This window comes from Saccharothrix longispora, from assembly GCF_031455225.1.
Taxonomy (GTDB): Bacteria; Actinomycetota; Actinomycetes; order Mycobacteriales; family Pseudonocardiaceae; genus Actinosynnema; species Actinosynnema longispora.
Map to the genome: position 1 here is coordinate 2,989,512 of NZ_JAVDSG010000001.1, position 18,363 is coordinate 3,007,874.

At 73.3% G+C, this 18,363-nt stretch carries 17 protein-coding genes; 13 read left to right on the forward strand and 4 right to left on the reverse strand.

Features of this window, described 5'->3' with window-relative positions:
• The first annotated feature begins 220 nt into the window (after positions 1-220).
• On the forward strand, positions 221-577 hold the full coding sequence (locus J2S66_RS12130; RefSeq protein WP_306749983.1) for an STAS domain-containing protein: 357 nt from the start codon (positions 221-223) through the stop codon (positions 575-577).
• On the opposite strand, the gene J2S66_RS12135 is transcribed toward J2S66_RS12130, so the two are convergent.
• Positions 558-3,479, reverse strand: coding sequence for a hypothetical protein (locus J2S66_RS12135; protein WP_310307054.1), 2,922 nt, complete (start codon positions 3,477-3,479; stop codon positions 558-560). The two genes, J2S66_RS12130 and J2S66_RS12135, sit on opposite strands and share 20 nt — an antisense overlap.
• 287 nt (positions 3,480-3,766) lie before the next feature.
• On the opposite strand from J2S66_RS12135, the gene J2S66_RS12140 reads away from it, so the two are divergent.
• The 4 genes from J2S66_RS12140 (at position 3,767) to J2S66_RS12155 (ending at position 6,221) form a co-directional block, all read left to right on the forward strand.
• Positions 3,767-4,300: an EF-hand domain-containing protein gene (locus J2S66_RS12140; RefSeq protein WP_310307055.1), complete on the forward strand. Its 534-nt coding sequence runs from the start codon at positions 3,767-3,769 to the stop codon at positions 4,298-4,300.
• 50 nt (positions 4,301-4,350) lie between these two features.
• A complete protein-coding gene (locus J2S66_RS12145) occupies positions 4,351-5,244 on the forward strand; it encodes an SAM-dependent methyltransferase (RefSeq protein WP_310307056.1) in 894 nt (297 codons plus the stop codon).
• Positions 5,245-5,423: 179 nt separating this feature from the next.
• A complete protein-coding gene (locus J2S66_RS12150) occupies positions 5,424-5,846 on the forward strand; it encodes a VOC family protein (protein ID WP_310307057.1) in 423 nt (140 codons plus the stop codon).
• 129 nt (positions 5,847-5,975) lie between these two features.
• A complete protein-coding gene (locus tag J2S66_RS12155) occupies positions 5,976-6,221 on the forward strand; it encodes a hypothetical protein (protein ID WP_310307058.1) in 246 nt (81 codons plus the stop codon).
• 4 nt (positions 6,222-6,225) lie between these two features.
• Here the strand turns inward: J2S66_RS12155 and J2S66_RS12160 are convergent, their stop codons facing one another.
• From J2S66_RS12160 to J2S66_RS12170, 3 genes are read right to left on the reverse strand one after another with little or no spacing between them, the layout of a single operon-like run.
• Positions 6,226-7,083, reverse strand: a complete 858-nt coding sequence (locus J2S66_RS12160) for an HpcH/HpaI aldolase/citrate lyase family protein (protein WP_310307059.1) — start codon at positions 7,081-7,083, stop codon at positions 6,226-6,228.
• The gene (locus J2S66_RS12165; RefSeq protein WP_310307060.1) at positions 7,080-7,901 is read right to left on the reverse strand and encodes an IclR family transcriptional regulator; all 822 of its coding nucleotides are present in this window, start codon (positions 7,899-7,901) and stop codon (positions 7,080-7,082) included. The genes J2S66_RS12160 and J2S66_RS12165 overlap by 4 nt, the downstream gene beginning before the upstream one ends.
• 5 nt (positions 7,902-7,906) lie before the next feature.
• On the reverse strand, positions 7,907-9,901 hold the full coding sequence (locus J2S66_RS12170) for an oxidoreductase (protein WP_310307061.1): 1,995 nt from the start codon (positions 9,899-9,901) through the stop codon (positions 7,907-7,909).
• Between the two features lie 181 nt (positions 9,902-10,082).
• Between J2S66_RS12170 and J2S66_RS12175 the strand changes: the two genes are divergently transcribed.
• From J2S66_RS12175 to J2S66_RS12210, 8 genes are read left to right on the forward strand one after another with little or no spacing between them, the layout of a single operon-like run.
• Positions 10,083-11,747, forward strand: coding sequence for an ABC transporter substrate-binding protein (locus tag J2S66_RS12175; protein WP_310307062.1), 1,665 nt, complete (start codon positions 10,083-10,085; stop codon positions 11,745-11,747).
• 5 nt (positions 11,748-11,752) lie between these two features.
• On the forward strand, positions 11,753-13,744 hold the full coding sequence (locus tag J2S66_RS12180; RefSeq protein ID WP_310307063.1) for an FAD-dependent oxidoreductase: 1,992 nt from the start codon (positions 11,753-11,755) through the stop codon (positions 13,742-13,744).
• A gap of 3 nt (positions 13,745-13,747) precedes the next feature.
• Entirely contained in the window at positions 13,748-14,146 is a 399-nt protein-coding gene (locus tag J2S66_RS12185; protein ID WP_310307064.1) for a carboxymuconolactone decarboxylase family protein, read from the forward strand.
• A 28-nt stretch (positions 14,147-14,174) separates the two neighbouring features.
• Positions 14,175-14,915 (forward strand): DUF2848 family protein, encoded by a 741-nt coding sequence (locus tag J2S66_RS12190; RefSeq protein WP_310307065.1) that lies wholly within the window; start codon positions 14,175-14,177, stop codon positions 14,913-14,915.
• A gap of 12 nt (positions 14,916-14,927) precedes the next feature.
• A complete protein-coding gene (locus J2S66_RS12195; protein ID WP_310307066.1) occupies positions 14,928-15,716 on the forward strand; it encodes a maleate cis-trans isomerase family protein in 789 nt (262 codons plus the stop codon).
• A complete protein-coding gene (locus tag J2S66_RS12200; RefSeq protein WP_310307067.1) occupies positions 15,709-16,443 on the forward strand; it encodes an SDR family NAD(P)-dependent oxidoreductase in 735 nt (244 codons plus the stop codon). Before J2S66_RS12195 ends, J2S66_RS12200 begins: the two co-directional genes overlap by 8 nt.
• On the forward strand, positions 16,440-17,528 hold the full coding sequence (locus tag J2S66_RS12205) for an ABC transporter permease (RefSeq protein ID WP_310307068.1): 1,089 nt from the start codon (positions 16,440-16,442) through the stop codon (positions 17,526-17,528). Before J2S66_RS12200 ends, J2S66_RS12205 begins: the two co-directional genes overlap by 4 nt.
• Positions 17,521-18,363 (forward strand): ABC transporter permease, encoded by an 843-nt coding sequence (locus tag J2S66_RS12210; RefSeq protein ID WP_310307070.1) that lies wholly within the window; start codon positions 17,521-17,523, stop codon positions 18,361-18,363. Before J2S66_RS12205 ends, J2S66_RS12210 begins: the two co-directional genes overlap by 8 nt.

The window sequence follows — 18,363 nt, forward strand, 5'->3', positions numbered from 1 at the left end:
CGACGGCCGCGGTCGGAGCTGTTCCCTCGACACCCCGCGGTCGCCCGTCCACCGCCACCGCGAGGGTCCGGCGGCGTGATCCGTAGAATAGGACAAAAGTGCCGGGCACGAGCAGGCCGGCAGGTGGCTGTCGGAGCGGGAGCACCCGGGGACCGACGAGGGCGCCGCACTCCCCGGCGCCACGCGTCGACCACGACCACCACACCACGCAGGAGACCCGGTGACCGAGCAACTCCTCACCGTCACCACCACCTCCCACCCGGCGGGACCGCACGTGCTGCGGGTCAGCGGCGAACTCGACCACCACACCACCGAGCGCCTGCGCGAGGCCCTCGACGCCGTGCCGGCCTCCTTCGCGACCGGCATCGTGCTCGACCTGACCGACCTCACCTACTGCGACTCCACCGGCATCACCGAGCTGATCACCGCCCACCAGCGCACCCGGGCTGCGGGCCACTCCTTCGACCTGGTGGGGCTCAACCCGGACCTGATGCACGTCTTCCGCATCATCGGGCTCGACCAGGTCTTCTCGTTCCACCCCACCGTCGACCAGGCGGTCAGGGCCGCGCGGTCGTAGCGCCGGACCGGCGGCGCGCCCCGAGCGGCAGGGCCGCGCCGAGCAGCACGGCCACGCCGCCGACCAGCAGCGCGACCACCGGCAGCACGGTCGGGACCTCCAGGTGCGCGGTGATGCCGAGGATGCGCGACAGGCCCCACGGCAGCAGGGCCGACTGGTCGTTCCACGCGGTCAGGGCGCGTTCCAGGCCGACCGCGGCCACCACCGCGCCCAGCACCGCCAGGGGTGTCCCGGCCGCCGCCAGCACGCGCCCGGCCGCACCCGCACGGCCCAGGTCGCCGCGCAGCGCCGCGTACGCCGCCGCGAAGACGCCCAGGAACGCCGCGACCGCCACCGCCACGTACACCGCCCGCCCGGCCTGGTCGGTCCAGAACCCGAACCAGTAGGCGCCCGGCCCGCGCACCGCCAGCACGCCCAGCAGCAGCACAGACCGCAGCAGCGCCACCGCGCCCACCGCCGCGGCGACCCGCGACCGGGTCGGGCCGCGGGTCGTGGACCGCAGCACCACCGCGAACAGCGCCCACGCGACCAGCACCGGCACCAGGTGCGCGGGCGCGGCGAACCACGTGAGCACCGCTCGGCTGAGCACGACCGCCGCGGCCGGCACGACCCAGACCAGCGCCCGGTCCGCGCGCGAGGCCTCGACCCGCCGCCACGGCCTGGTCAGCGCCCGCGCCCACGGCCTGCGCCACCCCAGGGCGAACGCGAGGGCGAGTCCCAGCAGCACGCCGCGCGCCGCCCACGCCATCGGCTCGTCGCGGGCCGCCCTGGCCAGGCCCAGGTCGGCCGCGGTGAGGTTGTAGGCGGGCAGCGCCAGGTCGTCCCCGTAGCGGCGCAGGTGCTCCGCGCGCAAGGGCCCGTACGCCGCCCGCGCGGCCCTCGCCCCGTCGCGCGCGCCGGGGTCGCCGGTGTCGAGCCACTGGGTGTGGCGCAGCGCGGCGGTGCGGTAGGCGGCCAGCACGCCGAACAGGTCCACCTGGTAGTCGAGGGCGGCGACGAACCGCTCGCGCAGCACCGGGTCGCGCCAGCCCGCCGGGTCGGTCGCGGCGACCAGTTCGCGCATCCGGCGTGCCGTGCCGGTCGCCGCCGAGCCCTCGGCGACCGCCTCGTCCACCCGGTCGCGGCCCACCGCGTAGACCGTGCCCCAGGTCGCGCTGTCGCCGGTCGGGATGTCCCACTCGAAGATCCACATCATCGGCGGTGGCTCCAGGCCCAGGGCGCGCACCCGGTGCCGGGCGTACGGGCCGACGTACAGGCCGGTGGTGATCGCCTCGCGCGACAGCGCCAACGCGCGGCACACGGCGTGCACCACGGCCGGGTCGTGGGAGAACGTGCGGCGCACCCAGTCGGCCGTCAGGTCCGCCGGGTCCTGCTCCGGGTCCCGCGCCAGCCTGCCGACGACGTAGGAGTTGAGGTCGTAGAGCTGCCAGAACCCGGTCCTGAGGTCCAGCACCCGCGGACCGGCGAGCAGCGGGCCCCCGCCCTGCCGCCACGTCCACACCCCCTCGACGCGGGGATTGGCCAGGAACGTGCGCAGCGCGTGCCGGTGCAGCTCGCCCATGTCGTCGGGCAGCGCGCCCATGCCCTCGAACTCGCGGCGGGACTGGAACTCCACGATCCGGCGGTGCTGTCCCACGAGCAGGGTGTCGTTGAGCGGGAGGTGGCTGTAGAAGTCGCCGAGCGCGTACTTGGTGGACACGATCAGCCGGTCGTCGTCCAGCCCGCCGAGGACGCGCTCGTAGGCGTCGCGGCTGGTGTGCAGGTCGCCGACCTCGCCGATGCCGACGCTCCACGTGCGGAAGACGATCTCCCGGTCGTGCTCGGCGGCGGCGGCGAGGAACGCCCGCAGCATGGCCCGCACCGCCCCGGGCGTGGTGACCGCGATCTCCGAGGTGTAGTCCCAGCCGGCGAACCGGTAGGCCGAACCGCCCTCGCCGATCCGGATCATCATGCCGTCCACGTCGGGCAGCCGCTCGAACACCTCCGAGAGCGCCGCCCGGTAGACCCGCCACAGCCGCTCGTCCTCGGTGTGCAGCCCGCCGACCTCCCGCTCCAGGAAGGCCCGCAGCGGCGGCGAGAGGGCGAGCATGTCGGTGGACAGGTACACCTCCACGCCCATCTCGTGGGCGTACCGCCAGACCGGGCCGAACGCGGCGATCATCGCCTCGGCCCGTTCCGGGTGCGGGTCGCCGGCCGCGTGGACGCCGAGCCCGTCGAACGTGACGTACTCCAGGAAGCCGGGTACGACCACGGCGTTGTACCCGTCGGCCAGTGCGTGGTGCACCAGGGCGCGGAACTGGCGGGATATCCCGTCGACGGCGGCCTGGTCGACGAAGGGCGCGTCGGGCAGCACGGCCGTGCCGACCACGTCGGAGTTCAGCGAGTAGTCGGCGCCCCCGGCGAACCGCGCCGGGTCGTCCGGCAGGCCGACCGCGCCGAGGTCGGTCAGCCGCAGTCCGAGCCGGGGCGCGACCACCCGCCCGTCGGCGACCACCTCCGCCCCGGCGCGGATGCGGTCGGCCACGGTGTACAGGCCGGCGGCGACGCCGTCCGGCGTGCTGCCGACCACGACCGGTCCGGGGTCGAGCCGATACGCCTCGTCGGGCAGACCGGGCTCCAACCTGGCCTGGAGCCCGCCGGTGGCGCCGGTGGTCGGCCGGGAACGGCCGCGCTCGACCAGGGCGTCGGCGACGGCGGTGGCGGCGAGTCGCAGGCGCGGGTCGTCCGGGACGCCGATCGAGGCGATCGCCGGTGGCGGGGCGAGCGGGCGCGGAGCGGCGGCGACCGGGCGTTCGACCGGGACGTCGGCCGGTCGCGCGGTCACCCGCAGCGCGTCGTCCACCTGCCAGGCCACGACCCCGCCGAGCCCGAGCAACACCAGCACCGCGGCCACCACGCGCACCCGGCCATCGTCACACGGTCCGCGCGCCACGCCATCCCCGGTATGGCGGCACGAACCACCGGATCGGGCGGACATCAGCACGTTCGCCGGAGGTTCACCTACCCACCGGGTGCTCTCGACACGATCGGGTGTGGCACGGCGACGGCCGAACAGGGGCAAGGAGGCGGTCCACCGACAACGCTGCGCTGTGCGCTCCGGTCCCGCGTCCGCCGTCCGGTCGACCGGCGGACGCGCCGTGGCACAGTGGCCCTCGGCCACGTGATCGGCACGACGGAAGGACCACCGCGATGCAGACCGAGGCGCAGGCCCGGGTCGGGCTCGTCTTCGACCTCTTCGACGTCAACGGGAACGGCCGGATCGAGGCCGGCGACTTCGAGCTGATGGCCGGGCGCGTCGACGCGGCGGCCACCGGGTCCGGCGACGCGGCGCGCGGGAGGATGACGGCGGCCTTCCGCCGCTACTGGGCGACGCTGGCCGCCGAACTGGACGTCGACCGCGACGGCACCATCACCCTCGACGAGTTCGTGGCGTGCGTGCTGTCACCGGAGCGGTTCGACGACACCATCGCGGAGTTCGCCGAGTCGCTCGCCGAACTGGGCGACCCGGACGGCGACGGCCGGATCGAGCGGCCGCTGTTCGTCGCCCTGATGACCGCGATCGGCTTCGCCCCGGCGAACACCAACGCGTTGTTCGACGCGTTCGGCCCCTCGGAGGCCGACGAGGTCGAGGTGCGCACGTGGACCGAGGCCATCAAGGACTACTACCAGCCGGACAAGGCGGGGACCACCGGCGACCTGCTCGTCGCGGGCCCCACCGGTTGAGCGACCTCGCGACCGGGCCGGGCACGAGTGGCACGAGGAGGGGCGACGGGGTGTCCACCACCGAGGACGGGGTCGACGTCGGGGTCGGTCGGACGGCGCTGATGGTCGCCGCGGCACGGGCGATCGAGACCCACCGCGCCGACTCCCTCGCCGAGGACCCGTACGCCGAGCACTTCGTGCGCGCGGCCCCGGTGTCGGCCGGGTGGCCCGTGCGCCCGGAGGAGGTGCCGGACGGCGACGCCGATCCGCTGTGGGGCCGGCTGGCCCGCTACTTCGGGCTGCGCACGCGGGTCTTCGACGACTTCCTGCTGCGCTCCGCGCACGGCGGCGCGCGCCAGGTCGTGCTCTTCGGCGCGGGCCTGGACACGCGGGCGATGCGCCTGGACTGGCCGAGCGGTGTCACGGTGTTCGAACTCGACCGGGCGCCGGTGCTGGACTTCAAGCAGCGGGTGCTGGACGGGCTGGGCGCACGGTCACGGGCCGTGCGCGTGCCGGTGGGCGTCGACCTGGGGCACGACTGGGCACCGGCGCTGGCCGGCGGCGGTTTCACCCCGGGGGTGCCGACGGCCTGGCTGGCCGAGGGCCTGGTCATGTACCTGACGCCCGAGGCCGAGCAGCGGTTGGTGCGCACCGCCGACCGGCTCTCGGCGGGCGGCAGCACGCTGGCGTACGAGACCAAGCCGCGCCCGACGTCGCCCGCCATGGTCGCCTGCCCGCTCTACACCGGGACGCGGGCGCGGCTCGACATCGACCTGGTCGCGCTGTTCGACCCCGGTCCGCGCCCCGACTCGGCGGCCGATCTCGCCGCGCGCGGCTGGTCCACGACCACCCGCACGCCGTTCGACTTCACCGCCCGGCACGGCCGGGGTCCCGCACCGGAGCCGGACGACGTGCTCGCCGACAACCGCTGGGTGTTCGCCGAGAAACCGCCCGCCTCCGGGTGACCGGGGTCGGGACCAGGTGATCTCGCCGGTCCGGTCGACGAAGCGCCCGGACCGGCGAGGCCTCGCGGCCGTCCGGCGACAACCCGGAGGACGACCGCCCGGAGAAGAGGACACACCCTGGCCGGTTCCCCTGCGACCGTCGTCCCGTCAGACGAGTCAGCAGGTTAAGGAGTACGGCCTTGTCCCTCACGACCACGATCCACCTGAACTTCCGCGGCGACGCCCGCGCGGCGCTGGAGTCCTACCGGTCCGCGTTCGGCGGCGACCTCACCGTCGTCACGTACCGGGACGCCGGGAACGCCCAGGAGGAGTCCGAAGCCGACCAGGTGATGTGGGGCCAGGTGATCGCGCCGAACGGCTTCTACGTCATGGCCTACGACGTGCCCTCCCGGACGGCCTACGACCGGGGCGAGAACTCGTTCTTCGTCTCCCTGCGCGGGCAGACCGCCGAGGAGGTCACCGGTTACTGGGAGAAGCTCTCCGAGGGCGCGACGGTCGTGGTGCCGATCGGCCCGTCGGGCTGGGCACCCGCCTACGGGATGCTGCGCGACCGCTTCGGCGTCGTGTGGGTCCTCGACGTGGTGAGCGGGCACAACGGGTAGCGCGCCCGCGCGGGAGGGGCGTCGAACCGGTCAGGGATCGAGAAGCACGGGCCGGTCCGACGCGCCCGGCGTCGTGGCCGCGGGATCGCGTCGGACGCGTCCCGCGACCGACGACTTCGAGGAGTTCCCGTGGACGGCAGCAAGGGCGGCGACGGCGGCGCGGAGGTCCGCCGGTTCCACCGCTGGGTGTCGATCGCCTTCACGGTGACCGTGATCGCCTGTCTCGCCGCGATCGGCCAGGCGGAGTCCGCCCCCTGGGTGTTCTACCTCCCGCTGCCCCCGCTCGTCCTGCTGCTGTTCACGGGCCTCTACCTGTTCTCCCTGCCGTACGCGGGGAAGTGGCGCGCCGGGCGGGGTGGCGTCCGCCCGGAGTGACCGGTCACGCCGGTGGGGCGCCGGGGACCCCGGCGCGGGCCAGGACCTCGTGGGCCGCGCGGAGGACGGCCGGGTCCACGAACCGGCCGGTGCGGTCCACCCCGGCGTTCCCGGTGAAGTCCTCCACCAGGGCGGCGGCTTCGGCGACCTCGGCCTCGGTCGGCGTGAAGACGGCGTTGATGGTCGCGAGCTGGCGGGGGTGCAGGGCCGTGCGGGCGCGGAACCCCTGGCGCAGCAGGGTGGTCGTGGTCTCCAGCAGCCGGCCGGTGTCGCGCACGTCGGTCTCGACGGGCCCCACCGGGGCCTCCAGGCCGGCCGCGGCGGAGGCCAGCACCACCTGGAGGCGGATGCCGTGCAGTTCGCTGCGCCGGTCGTCGGGGCGCAGGCGCAGCTCCCCCGCGAGGTCCGCCTCGCCGACGCCCAGGCGGGTCACGCGGGGCGCGGCGCACACCTGCTCGACCCGCAGCACGCCGAGGGCCGTCTCCACCAGCGGCACGACCGCGAGCCCGCCCTCGGGCAGGTGGTGGCGGCGTTCGGCGGCGGTGAGCAGGTCGTCGGCGCGGCGCAGCGGGTCGGGTTCCGCCTTCGGCACCCAGATGCCGGCGAGGGCGGGCGACGCGACGGCCGCGACGTCCTCCGCCGCCAGGTCGGGGTCGCTGTTGACCCGGACCCACGCGGACCGGCCCGGCGGCAGTGCGGCGAGCAGGGCGCGCACGGCCCGGCGGGCGCGCTCCTTGTCCGCCGCGGGCACGGCGTCCTCCAGGTCGAGGACCACGGCGTCCGCGTCGCTGTCGACCGCCTTGCGCAGCCGGTCCTCGCGGTGGCCCGGGACGTAGAGGAAGCTCCTCGCGGGTGGTGTCACCAGCTCCCCCTCAGCATCTCCGAGACCTTGCGGGCCGCGTCGACGACGGCCGGGCCGCAGCTGCGCCTGACCTCGTCGCCCAGCCTGGCCGTGGGTCCGCAGACGCTGAAGCAGGCGAACGCCCGGGGGTTGTTGCGGGCGGTGATGGGCGCGGCGACGGCGGCGGCGTAGGGGTCGCGCTCCCCCAGGCTCTCGGTGTAGCCGCGGGCGCGGTCCACGTCCAGCAGGTCGCGCAGCTGCCGGTCGTCGTGGACGGTCCGCTCGGTCAGCGGCGTCAGCACCGTCTGCGACAGGTACCGCTCCAGCTCGGCGGTGCTGAAGGTCATCAGGATCGCCCGGCCCGACGCGCCCGCGTACAGCGGCGCCCGCCTGCCCACCTCGATGGTCATCCGCACGTCCTGGCGGCTCTCCACCTGGGCGACGTAGACGCGGTGCGAGCCGAGCACGAAGCTCAGGGTCACGGTCTCGCCGGTCAGGTCGCGCAACTCCTCCATCACCGGCAGCGCGAGCGCCCGCACGTCGACCGACCCGAGAGCGGCGAGGCTCAGCTCGGTGGCGCGCGGTCCGAGCCGGTACTTGCCGCGCTCGTGCTCCTTGGCGACGAGGCCCCAGGCCGTCAGCGCCTCCAGCACGCGGTGCACCGCGCTCTTGGGCAGCACCAGCCGCTCGGCGATGTCCGTGACCCCCAGTTCGGCGTCCGCGCCGGTGAAGCTCAACAGCACCGCGGCCACCCGGTCGACCGACTGCATCCCGCTCGACCGCACCCCGCTCGACCGCACCCCGCTCGGCTCCACCACACCGGTCCTCTCGACGTCCACGGCTCTCACAACCTCCCCCTCAGCGCGGCTTCGGCGGCGCGCACCCCCGCCGTCCGCGCGGCGGTCAGACCGGCCAGGCGTCCCTCGAACGCGGCTTCCAGGGCGGTGCGGGGCGCGTAGGCGTCGCCGACGGTCGCCGTGGACACCCCGTCCGGCACGGGTGGGCCGGCGCTCGCCGCGCGCGGGCGCAGGAACACCACCGACGAGACGTCGTCCACCCGCTCGGCACGACCGGACAGCGGATCGGTGAAAATCATAGAGTCGCCTTCCATCCCGGCTGGGGTGCGCATCAGGACCGCGCTGAAGCCCCTGCCGCGCAGGCGGTCCAGCAGCGCGGGTTTCGAGTAGACCGGCACGCGCCAGGACAGCGCGGAGCGGTCGGTGACCAGGGTGACGCGGCGGTCGTCGTGGAGCAGGTGGTCGGCCAGGGCGAGCGCCGTGGTGGTGCCGTCCTCGTCCACCAGGACCACGTGCCGGCCGGTGCTGCCCGGTTCGTCGACCGCCCGCTCCAGCGGGACGACGGGGTAGTCCGAACCGGAGTCGTCGGGCGCGGTGGCCCCGGTCGCGAGCACCACGTGGTCCCACCCCTCGGCGAGCAGCGCCGCGTCGGCGCGCACGCCGGGCCTGACGTCGACGCCGAGGTGGCGCGCGGTGGCGGCGAGCTGCTCGACGAACCGGCCGAAGCGCCCCCGCACGGGCAGCTTCGCGGCCAGCCGGAGCGCGCCGCCGAGTTCGGGCGCGGCCTCCACCAGGGTGACCCGGTGCCCGGCGGACGCGGCGGCGCTCGCGGCCTCCAGCCCGGCGGGGCCGCCGCCGACCACGAGGACGCGCAGCTTCGGCGCACGGCGGGCGGCCTCGCGCAGGGCCGCCCACTCGCGCTCCAGGCCGACCTCGGGGTTGACCACGCAGCTGATGCCGAGACCCAGTTCGAGCCTGCCCGCGCACCCCTGGTTGCAGGCGATGCACTCGCGGGCCGGCGGCGCGGCGGCGTCGGTGCGCGCGGCCACGAGGGTGGGCAGGGCGATGTGCGGGCGGGCCAGCGCGACGAGGTCCGCGCTGCCGTCCGCGACGAGCCCGGCGGCGTTGTCGAGGTCGTCCACGCGGCCGACCGCGAGGACCGCGAGGTCGGGGAACGCCGCTTTGAAGGCGCGGGGCAGGTGCCGGAACGGCAGGGGCGGGAAGCTCATGTCGGCCATCTGGGTCGCCACGCTCGCCGTGCCGACGTACGCGGAGTGGCTGACGTGCAGCACGTCGACGCGGTAGTCGCGGACGAGCAGCCCGGTGGCGGTGAGCATCCGCTCCAGGTCGAGGCCGCCGTCGAGGAACTCGTCGGCGCTGATGCGCAGGATCAGCGGCATGGTCCCCGGCAGCGCGGCGAGGACCGCGTCGAGCACCTCCCGCGCCAGCCGCAGCCGGTTGTCGAGGCTGCCGCCGTAGGCGTCGTCCCGGTGGTTGGTGGCGGGCGAGAGGAACTGCTGGAGCAGGTGGCCGTGCCCCAGGTGGACCTCGACGGCGTCCACGCCCGCCGCCGCCACCCGTCCGGCCGCCGAGGCGAAGGCGTCGACCACCTCGGCGATCTCGTCGGTGGTCATCGCGTGCGGGGTGGCCGCCGTGCTCGCCCACGGCAGCGCCGACGCGCCCCACGCGGCGGTCAGCACGTTGTGCCCGCCCGCCTGCCGCCCCACGTGCAGGAGCTGGGCGGCGAGCTTCGCGCCACCGCCGTGCACCACGTCGACCAGTCCGGCCAGCGACGGGACCACCCGGTCGTCGAACGCCGACACGGTGTTGGCCCGCCCGAGGCTCGTGGGGTGCACCCGCATGCCCTCGGTGATGATCAGGCCGACGCCGCCCTCGGCCCGCGCCCGGTGGTAGGCGAGGTGGCGGTCGGAGAACAGGCCGTCCACGGCGAAGTTGGTCGTGTGGGCCGGCATGACGACCCGGTTGCGCAGTTCGAGCCTGCCCGCGCGGACCGGGGCGAGCAGATCGTCGCGTGCGGTCATCGCACCTCCTCCTGGCGTGAGCCGTTCAGTTCAGCCCTCAGGGCCGAACAGGAGACATTGGTTACGTCCAGTTACGTCCTTGCATCGACAAGCTATGAACCTTGACATGGCGTGCATCACTCCTCAGAGTGGAACAGGAGCGTACTTCCTTCCCACTGAGCGGAACAAGGTGAGGTTTCGGATGACGAAAAGATCACTTGGCCGGACAACGCGGACATTCGGTGGGTCATCCGGAGTCACCCGAACGGCGGCACTCGTCGCGGCGATCGCGCTCACCGCCTCGGCCTGCGGCGGTGGCGGCGGCGCGGCGAACAGCGGTCAGTCGGTCAGCTCCACGTTCACCTACGCGCTGTCCGGCCTGCCGACGAGCCTCGACCCCGCCGACTACCAGGGCGATCCCTCCCGCAACATCGGCTTCGAGCTGGGCAGCTCGCTGTTCCGGTGGGGCACCGAGCAGCTGGACAACGCCGGCTGCGACGTCCTGGCCAACGTCGACCAGCTCGACGGCGAGCTTGCCGAGTCCCACGAGCGCGCCGCGGACGGCAAGTCCGTGAAGGTCACGCTGCGCGACGCCACCAGCGCCGCCGGCAACAAGCTGACCTCGGCGGACGTCAAGTGGACGATCGACCGGCTCATCGCCCTCAAGGTGGGTACGCCCAACACGCTGATGCAGGACGTCGCCGACTACGCGACCGACCCGATCAAGGTCGTCGACGACAAGACCTTCGAGATCCTCATGGACACCCCGTCCGCGATGGACATCGCGATCCTGACCTGGGCCCAGTTCCGCGTCCTCGACAGCACCGAGGTCAAGAAGCACGTCACCGACGCCGACCCGTGGGGCAAGGAGTACGTCGCCAGGAACAGCGCGACCTTCGGGCCGTGGACCCAGAAGCCGGAGGACTTCGTCACCGGCGACCGGCTCACCCTCTCCCGCAACCCCAACTACACCGGCGAGCGCGGCGACGTCGAGAAGCTCGTCTTCCTGTCCGTGCCCGACGCCTCCAGCCGCGCCCAGCTCGTCTCCACCGGCAACGCCAACTACGGCACCGGGCTCCAGTACGAGCAGTACGCCCAGCTGAAGTCCACGTCCGGCGTCGAGGTGCAGACCTGCGTGTCCGCCGACCGCATCCCGCTGGTGCTCAACGCGGCGGACCCGGTGCTGGGCAAGCCCGAGGTGCGGCAGGCGTTCTCCCTCGCCATCGACCGCAAGACCATCGTGGACGCCGTCTACCGCGGCTTCAACAAGCCGAGCCAATACGGCCTGAGCCAGGCGTACGGCATCGAGCACACCGACGCGGGCACCTACGCCCACGACGTCGACGAGGCGAAGCGGTTGCTGGCCGGCGCGGGGGTCGGCGCGACGTCGATCACCCTGCACATCAGCCCGGCCCGACCGGGTCCGGAGGCCGAGCAGATCGCGATCCTGCTCAAGGACCAGCTCGCCAAGATCGGCGTCGAGGTCAAGATCCAGACCATCGCGAGCGCCACCGAGATCAACACGATCTTCCACGACGGCAACTTCCAGGCGCTGCTGTACCTGGAGCCGCCGGCCGTCGCCGACCCCTACTACTCGGTGTTCCTCTACAACTCCTCGTTCAGCAAGCTCAACACCTTCGGCTACGCCAACCCCGAGCTGGACGCCGTCGCGCGGCAGATCGGCGCCCTGAGCCCCGGCCCCGAGCGCGACGAGCTGGCCAAGAAGGCGTCCGAGCTCCAGGTCGCCAACCCCGGCCTCATCTACCTGGTGGACCGCGACTTCGTGCACGCCGTGCGCACCGGGTTCACCAACTACCAGCACGCGCCCAACGGCGAGATGTTCGTCCACACGCTCAAGCGGGGATGACCCACATGACCGACTACCCGAACCTGTTCAGCCCGATGCGGATCGGTCCGAAGACGGCCAAGAACCGCATCTGGATGACCGCCCACAGCACCCAGCTGGTGAAGGACCACAACTTCAGCGACGCCCACGTGCACTACTACGCGGAGCGCGCCAAGGGCGGGGTCGGCGTCATCACCATGGAGGCGATGGCGGTCCACCCCACCACCCAGCCGTACAAGGGCAAGATCTTCGCCTTCGACAAGGCGGTCGTGCCCAACTACCGCAAGCTGGCCGCGGCCGTGCGCGAGTACGACTGCCTGCTGCTCGCCCAGCCGTGGCACCGCGGTCGGGAGACCAGCGGCCAGGTCAACCGCCTGCCGGTGTGGGCGCCGTCGTCGGTGCCGTGCGCCGTCTACCGCGAGATGCCGCACGTCCTGACCGAGGAGGAGATCGGCGAGCTGGTCCAGGGCTACGTCCTGGCGGCGCGCTACGCCGTCGAGGGCGACCTGGACGGCGTGGAGGTGCACGGCCTCGCCCACGGCTACCTGCTGGGGCAGTTCCTCTCCCCCGCCACCAACCACCGCGACGACAAGTACGGCGGCGACTTCGACCGGCGGCTGAGCCTCGTCCTGGAGATCGTCGAGAAGACCCGCGCGGAGACCGGCCGGGACAAGATCGTCGGCGTCCGCATCAACGGCAACGACGGCGACGTGCCCGGCGGGCTGACCAACGAGCACTGGACCCGCATCGCGCGGACCATCGCCGACACCGGCCTCGTCGACTACATCTCGGTCACCCAGGGCACCTACCTGGAGCGGATGAACATCTACGGCGCCACGCCGAAGCCCGCCGGGTTCCAGGTCGAGGACACCGCGCGGATCAAGGCCGCCGTTCCGGAGCTGCCGGTCGTGGTGGCCGGCCGGATGAACACGCCGGAGCTGGCCGAGCAGGTGCTGGCCTCCGGCGGCGCCGACATGATCGGTATGGCGCGAACCCTGATCGCCGACCCCGAGTGGCCCAACAAGGCCCGTGACGGCAAGGCGAACTCGATCCGGCCGTGCGTCGGCGCGAACTGGTGCCTGGCCTCGATCGTCAACTCGCCGCTGGCGTGCGTGCACAACCCGGCCGTGGCGCGGGAGGCGGAGCTGGGCGTCGGCACGCTGCTGCCGGTCGAGACCGTCAAGCGGGTGGCCGTGGTCGGCGGCGGCCCGGCCGGGCTGCGCACGGCGCTCACGGCGGCCCAGCGCGGCCACCACGTGACCCTGTTCGAGCAGGAGTCCGAGCTGGGCGGCCAGGTCCGGCTGATCGGCCGGTCCGAGACCTACGCCGAGTGGCAGGGCATCACCGACTGGCTCATCTCCCAGCTCGGCGAGACCTCGGTGGACGTCAAGCTCGGGCACCGGGTGGAGGCGACCGAGCTGCTCTCCGGCTACGACGAGGTGGTCGTGGCGACCGGCTCCACCCCGCTCAAGCACGGCTGGAGCTCGCTGCGCCCGGCGTCGTGGGGCGACGGCACGATCGTCCCCGGCGTGGACCAGTGGAACGTCCACTCCATCAAGGAGGTGCTGGAGGGCAAGGCGGAGATCGGCCCGCGGGTCATGATCTTCGACGACACCGGGGCCCGCCAGCCGCTGGTCGCCGCCGAGTACCTGGCCGACCGCAGGCACGCGGTCACCCTCGTCACCCGGCTCCCCCAGGTCTCACCCGACCTGGAGGCCAGCCGCGACCTCCAGTCCACCTACCGCCGGGCGCGCAACAAGGGCATCCGGTTCATCACCGACCACGAGCTGGCCGAGGTCGTGGAGGACACCGTCGTCCTGCGCGACGTCTGGACCGGCGAACTCGTCCCGCACGAGGACGTCGACGCGGTCGTGCTCAGCACCGGCAACCGGGCCGACGACGCGCTGTTCCACGCGCTCAGGGGTTCCGTGCCGGTCCGCGCGGTGGGCGACTGCGTGTCGCCGCGCCGCGTCTTCAACGCCATCTGGGAAGGCGAACTCGCCGGAAGGGACATCTGACCGATGATCGACAATACCGCCACCACCACCGACGAGATCACCGACGAGGAGGCCCTGGCCCGGGTCAAGGCCCGCCGCGGCTACCTGCTGCCGGTGCACGAGCTGATGGCCGAGGTCGACCCGCAGATCCTGCGCAAGTACGACGACCTGGCCTCGGACCTGCTGTTCTCCGACAAGCCGCGCGCCCTGGACCTCAAGACGCGCTACCTGGTCCTGCTGGGCGTCACCACGGCGGTCAAGGGCGACCCCGACGGCATCATCTGGAGCGCCAAGCGGGCCATGCGCGAAGGCGCCACCCGGCGGGAGGTGCTGGAGGCGATCCTGATGTCCGCGCTGCCCGGCGGCGTGCCCACCGTCGAGGAGGCGACGCACGTCCTCTCCAGGGTCTTCGACGAGTCCTGATCACGACGGTCGGCGAGGAGGCCGGAGGATGACCACGTTCACGCTGCGGGTGGGGCGCGCCGGGGAGGACGACGGCGAGCTGACGGCGTCCCCCGCGCGCGTCTACAACCTGGGCTCGGCCACGGTGGACCCGGCGTCCGCCCTGGCGCACCAGGAGGAGGTGGCGGACGTCGGGGTGCGCATCGCGTTCGACCGCCCCGCGCCGCGCGTCTACCCGATGTCGGTGAACTCCGTGACCACGGACGACACCATCGGCGTGCACAGCGGGCGCACCTCGGGCGAGGTGGAGCTGGTGCTGGTCGTGCAGGACGGCGAGGTGCACGTCGGCGTCGGGTCCGACCACACCGACCGGGAGCTGGAGCGGCACAGCATCATCTGGGCCAAGCAGTACTGCCCCAGCGTGCTCGGCCGCCGGGTCTGGCCCCTGGCCGACGTCGAGGCGGCCTGGGACCGCCTGGTGCTGGAGTCCGAGGTGGACGGCGAGTCGTACCAGCGCTCGCCCGCCTCCGTCTTCCTGCCGCCGCGCGAGATCATCGCGGCGCTCCGCGCGCGGATCACCGACCTGCCGGAGTCCTACCTGGTGTACTGCGGCACCTACACCAGCCTGGACAAGCGCATCCGCTTCGGCACCAGGTGGACCGCGCGGCTGCGCGACCCCCGGGGCGACAGCCTCGAACTCGACTACGCGGTGGTCGACCTGCTCGCCGAGGTCGAGCCGGACCACCGCGTCCCGCTCCGACCCGTTCCGCCCAGCCCGACCGACCAGTAGCCGGGAGAACCCATGTACGGACGCAGAGCCCGTTTGGGCGTCATCGTCCCGTCGACCAACACCACGGTCGAGCCGGAGTTCGCCGCCCACGTCCCCCGGGACGTGGCGGTGCTGGCCACCAGGGTGCCGGTCGCGGAGGTGGCCTCCGAGCAGGACAAGGTCGCCAGCCTGCTGGCGATGCACGGCCACGTCGAGCGGGCCGCGGCCGAACTGGCCGGCGCGGGCGTCGCGGCCATCGCCTTCGCCTGCACCTCGGGGAGCTTCCTCGGGGGCCGCGACCCCGACCAGGTGATGTGCGAGGAGCTGACGCGCCGGCACGGCGTTCCCGTGGTGACGACCAGCAGCGCGCTGGTCGCCGCCCTGACCGCCCTGCCGGCACGGCGGCTCGCCGTCGCCACGCCGTACGTCGCGTCCGTCGCGGACGGGGCGCGGTCCTACCTCCGGGAGGCCGGCTTCGACGTGGTGTCCCGCAACGACCTGCACATCCTGTCCAACCTCGACAAGGGCAGGCTCGAACCGACCGCGTCCCACGCGGCGGCCCGGGAGCTGGACGTGACCGACGCGGACGCGGTCGTGATCAGCTGCACGAACTGGCGCACGCTGGACTCGCTGGCGGCGGTCGAGGCCGACACCGGGCGACCGGCGGTGAGCAGCAACCTCGCGACCCTGTGGGCGCTGCTGCGGCTGACCGGCGTCGACGAGCCGTTCAGCCCCGGCGTGGCGCTCTGCCGCGCCGGGCTGCCCGACGCCGCCCGCGCGCAGTGGTCGGTCCCCACCCCGGCGGGGGTGACCGGTGGCTGACGACGCGCAGCAGACCGGCCGCGCGCCCGTCGCGCTGGTGACCGGGGCGAGCGGCGGCATCGGCACCGCCCTGTGCGCCGACCTGGCCGCGCACGGCTACACCGTGGTCGCGGCCGACCTCGACGGCGAGCGCCCGCCCGGCGCGCGGCACTCCGTGATGCTCGACCTGCGGTCCGGGGAGTCCTGCCGGACCGCGGTCGAGGAGACCGTCGAGGGGTTCGGCTCGCTGGACCTGCTGGTGAACAACGCGGGCATCAACGCCCGCGGCCGCACCGAGGACATGCCCGAGGAGGTGTGGGGCGGCGTGGTGGACGTCAACCTCAACGGCACCTTCCGGATGTCGCAGGCCGCCTACCCGGCCATGTCCGGACGGGGCGGCTCGATCGTCAACCTCGCCTCCACCGGCGGCCTGGTCGCCATCGGCGGCTCGGCGGTGTACGGCGTGACCAAGGCGGCGATCGTCCACCTCACCAAGGTGCTCGCCGTGGAGTGGGCGGCGGTGGACATCCGCGTCAACGCCGTGGCGCCCACCATCGTGCCCTCGCCGATGACCGCCGACGTGCTGGGCGACGCCGCGTACATGGCGGCGAAGCTGGCGTCGATCCCGCTCGGCCGGGCCGTCTCGCCGCGCGAGGTCGCCGCCGCCGTGCGCTGGCTGGCCTCGGCCGACGCGGCGATGGTCACCGGCCACACGATCGCCGTGGACGGCGGGGTGAGCGTGCTGTGAAGACCTCGCCCGAGACCGCGACCGCGCCGGCGACCACGACGCCGAGCCCCGCCGGGCCGCGCCGCCCGCGCACCCGCCGCCCCGTGCTGCGCTACGTGCTCAAGCGCGTGGCCATCGTCCCCATCTCGCTGTTCGTGCTGGGCAGCGTGTCGTTCGTGCTGGTGTTCTTCATCCCCGGCGAGCCGGCGATCACCATCCTCGGCGACTTCGCCACCCCGGAGCAGGTGGCCCACGTCAACGCCCAGCTCGGGCTGGACAAGCCGCTGTGGGACCGCTACCTGTCCTTCTGGGGCAACCTGCTCCAGGGCGACCTGGGCCGGTCCTTCTTCACCAACGAGCCGGTGCTCGACGAGATCGGCCGGTTCCTGCCCAACACCGTCGAGCTGGTGGCGATGGCGCTGCTGCTCGCGATCTCGCTCGGCCTGGTGATCGGCGTGCTCGGCGCGTACTTCGCGCGCCGCTGGCCGGACCGCGCGATGAGCGGCATCACGTCCGTCCTCCAGTCGGTGCCGGACTTCTTCCTGGCGCTGGTCGGGATCTACGTGTTCTTCTTCCTGCTCGGCTGGGCGCCCCCGCCGATCGGGCGGCTGCCGATCGGGGCGAGCGGCGAGCAGCCGTCGTTCCTGATCCTCGGCAGCCTGTTCACCGGCGACTGGGCCACGCTCGGCACGGCGCTCCAGCACGCGGCGCTGCCGGTGCTGTCGCTGGGCCTGGTGTACTCGTCCTACTTCGCCAAGACCGCCCGCGGCAGCATGGGCACGGCGCTGACCACGCCGCAGGTGGAGTTCGCCCGGGCCTGCGGCCTGCGGGAGCGGACCGTCGTCCGCTACGCCTTCCTGGCCTCGCGCACCACCGTGATCACCTACATCGCGATCCTGTTCGGCTCGCTGCTGGGCGGCGCGGCGATCGTGGAGCGGGTGTTCAACTGGCGCGGCATGGGCCAGTGGGCGCTGGACGGCGTGCTCAAGGTCGACGTCCCGGTCATCCAGGGCTTCGTCGTCACCGCCGGCCTGATGACCCTGACCCTGTTCCTGCTGCTGGACCTCGTCGTCCTCTTCCTCGACCCGCGGGTGAGCTATGAGTGACCGCCTCGCACCCCGCGCGGGCACGGCCGCCTGGTCCTTCGCCCGCGCCAACCCCGGTATCGTCTTCGGCGGCGGCGTGCTGCTGCTCATGCTGCTCTCGGCGTTCTTCGCGCCGCTGCCGTACGGGCCGACCACACCGGACCCGACGAGCGTGCTGCTGAGCCCGTCGTCGGACCACGTCTTCGGCACCGACGCCAACGGCTTCGACGTGTTCTCCCGCGTCGTCGCCGCCGGTCGCAGCGACCTGCCGCTGGCCCTCTCGGGCACGTTGGCCTCGCTGGTGCTCGGCCTGCTGATCGGCCTCCCGCTGAGCACCAAGAGCCGCTACAGCGAGGGGTTCATGCGGGCCCTGGACGCCTTCCAGTCGTTCCCGCTGATCGTGCTGTCGGTGACCATCGTGTCGCTGACCGGCAACAACATCGAGAACATCGTCTACGCCATCGTCATCATCAACGGGCCGCGCTTCATCCGCCTCATCCGCGGCGAGGCGCTGGCCATCCGGGACGGCAGGTTCATCGAGGCCGCCGTCGCGACCGGCGCGCGGCCGCGCCGCATCGTGTTCCGGCACATCATGCCCAACGTGGTGGACGTGTGCCTGGTGCAGTGCTCGCTCACCGCGGCCAACGCCGTCATCGTGATCGCGGCGCTCAACTTCCTCGGCATCGGCGTGTCGCCGCCCGACCCCACGTGGGGGTCGATGGTGCAGATCGGCGCGCAGGGCATCGCCACCGGCCAGTGGTGGGTGGCCATGTTCCCGGGGGTCGCGATCTTCATCGCCATCGGCAGCCTCAACGTGCTCGCCAACGGCATCCAGCGCCGGGTGGAGGGGAGCTGA

What these genes read in the sequence shown, in the direction of transcription:
- J2S66_RS12140 (WP_310307055.1), top strand. Translation starts at nt 3,767, where the DNA reads ATGCAGACCGAGGCGCAGGCCCGGGTCGGGCTCGTCTTCGACCTCTTC.
- J2S66_RS12170 (WP_310307061.1), bottom strand. Translation starts at nt 9,901, where the DNA reads ATGACCGCACGCGACGATCTGCTCGCCCCGGTCCGCGCGGGCAGGCTC.
- J2S66_RS12175 (WP_310307062.1), top strand. Translation starts at nt 10,083, where the DNA reads ATGACGAAAAGATCACTTGGCCGGACAACGCGGACATTCGGTGGGTCA.
- J2S66_RS12180 (WP_310307063.1), top strand. Translation starts at nt 11,753, where the DNA reads ATGACCGACTACCCGAACCTGTTCAGCCCGATGCGGATCGGTCCGAAG.
- J2S66_RS12185 (WP_310307064.1), top strand. Translation starts at nt 13,748, where the DNA reads ATGATCGACAATACCGCCACCACCACCGACGAGATCACCGACGAGGAG.
- J2S66_RS12190 (WP_310307065.1), top strand. Translation starts at nt 14,175, where the DNA reads ATGACCACGTTCACGCTGCGGGTGGGGCGCGCCGGGGAGGACGACGGC.
- J2S66_RS12195 (WP_310307066.1), top strand. Translation starts at nt 14,928, where the DNA reads ATGTACGGACGCAGAGCCCGTTTGGGCGTCATCGTCCCGTCGACCAAC.
- J2S66_RS12210 (WP_310307070.1), top strand. Translation starts at nt 17,521, where the DNA reads ATGAGTGACCGCCTCGCACCCCGCGCGGGCACGGCCGCCTGGTCCTTC.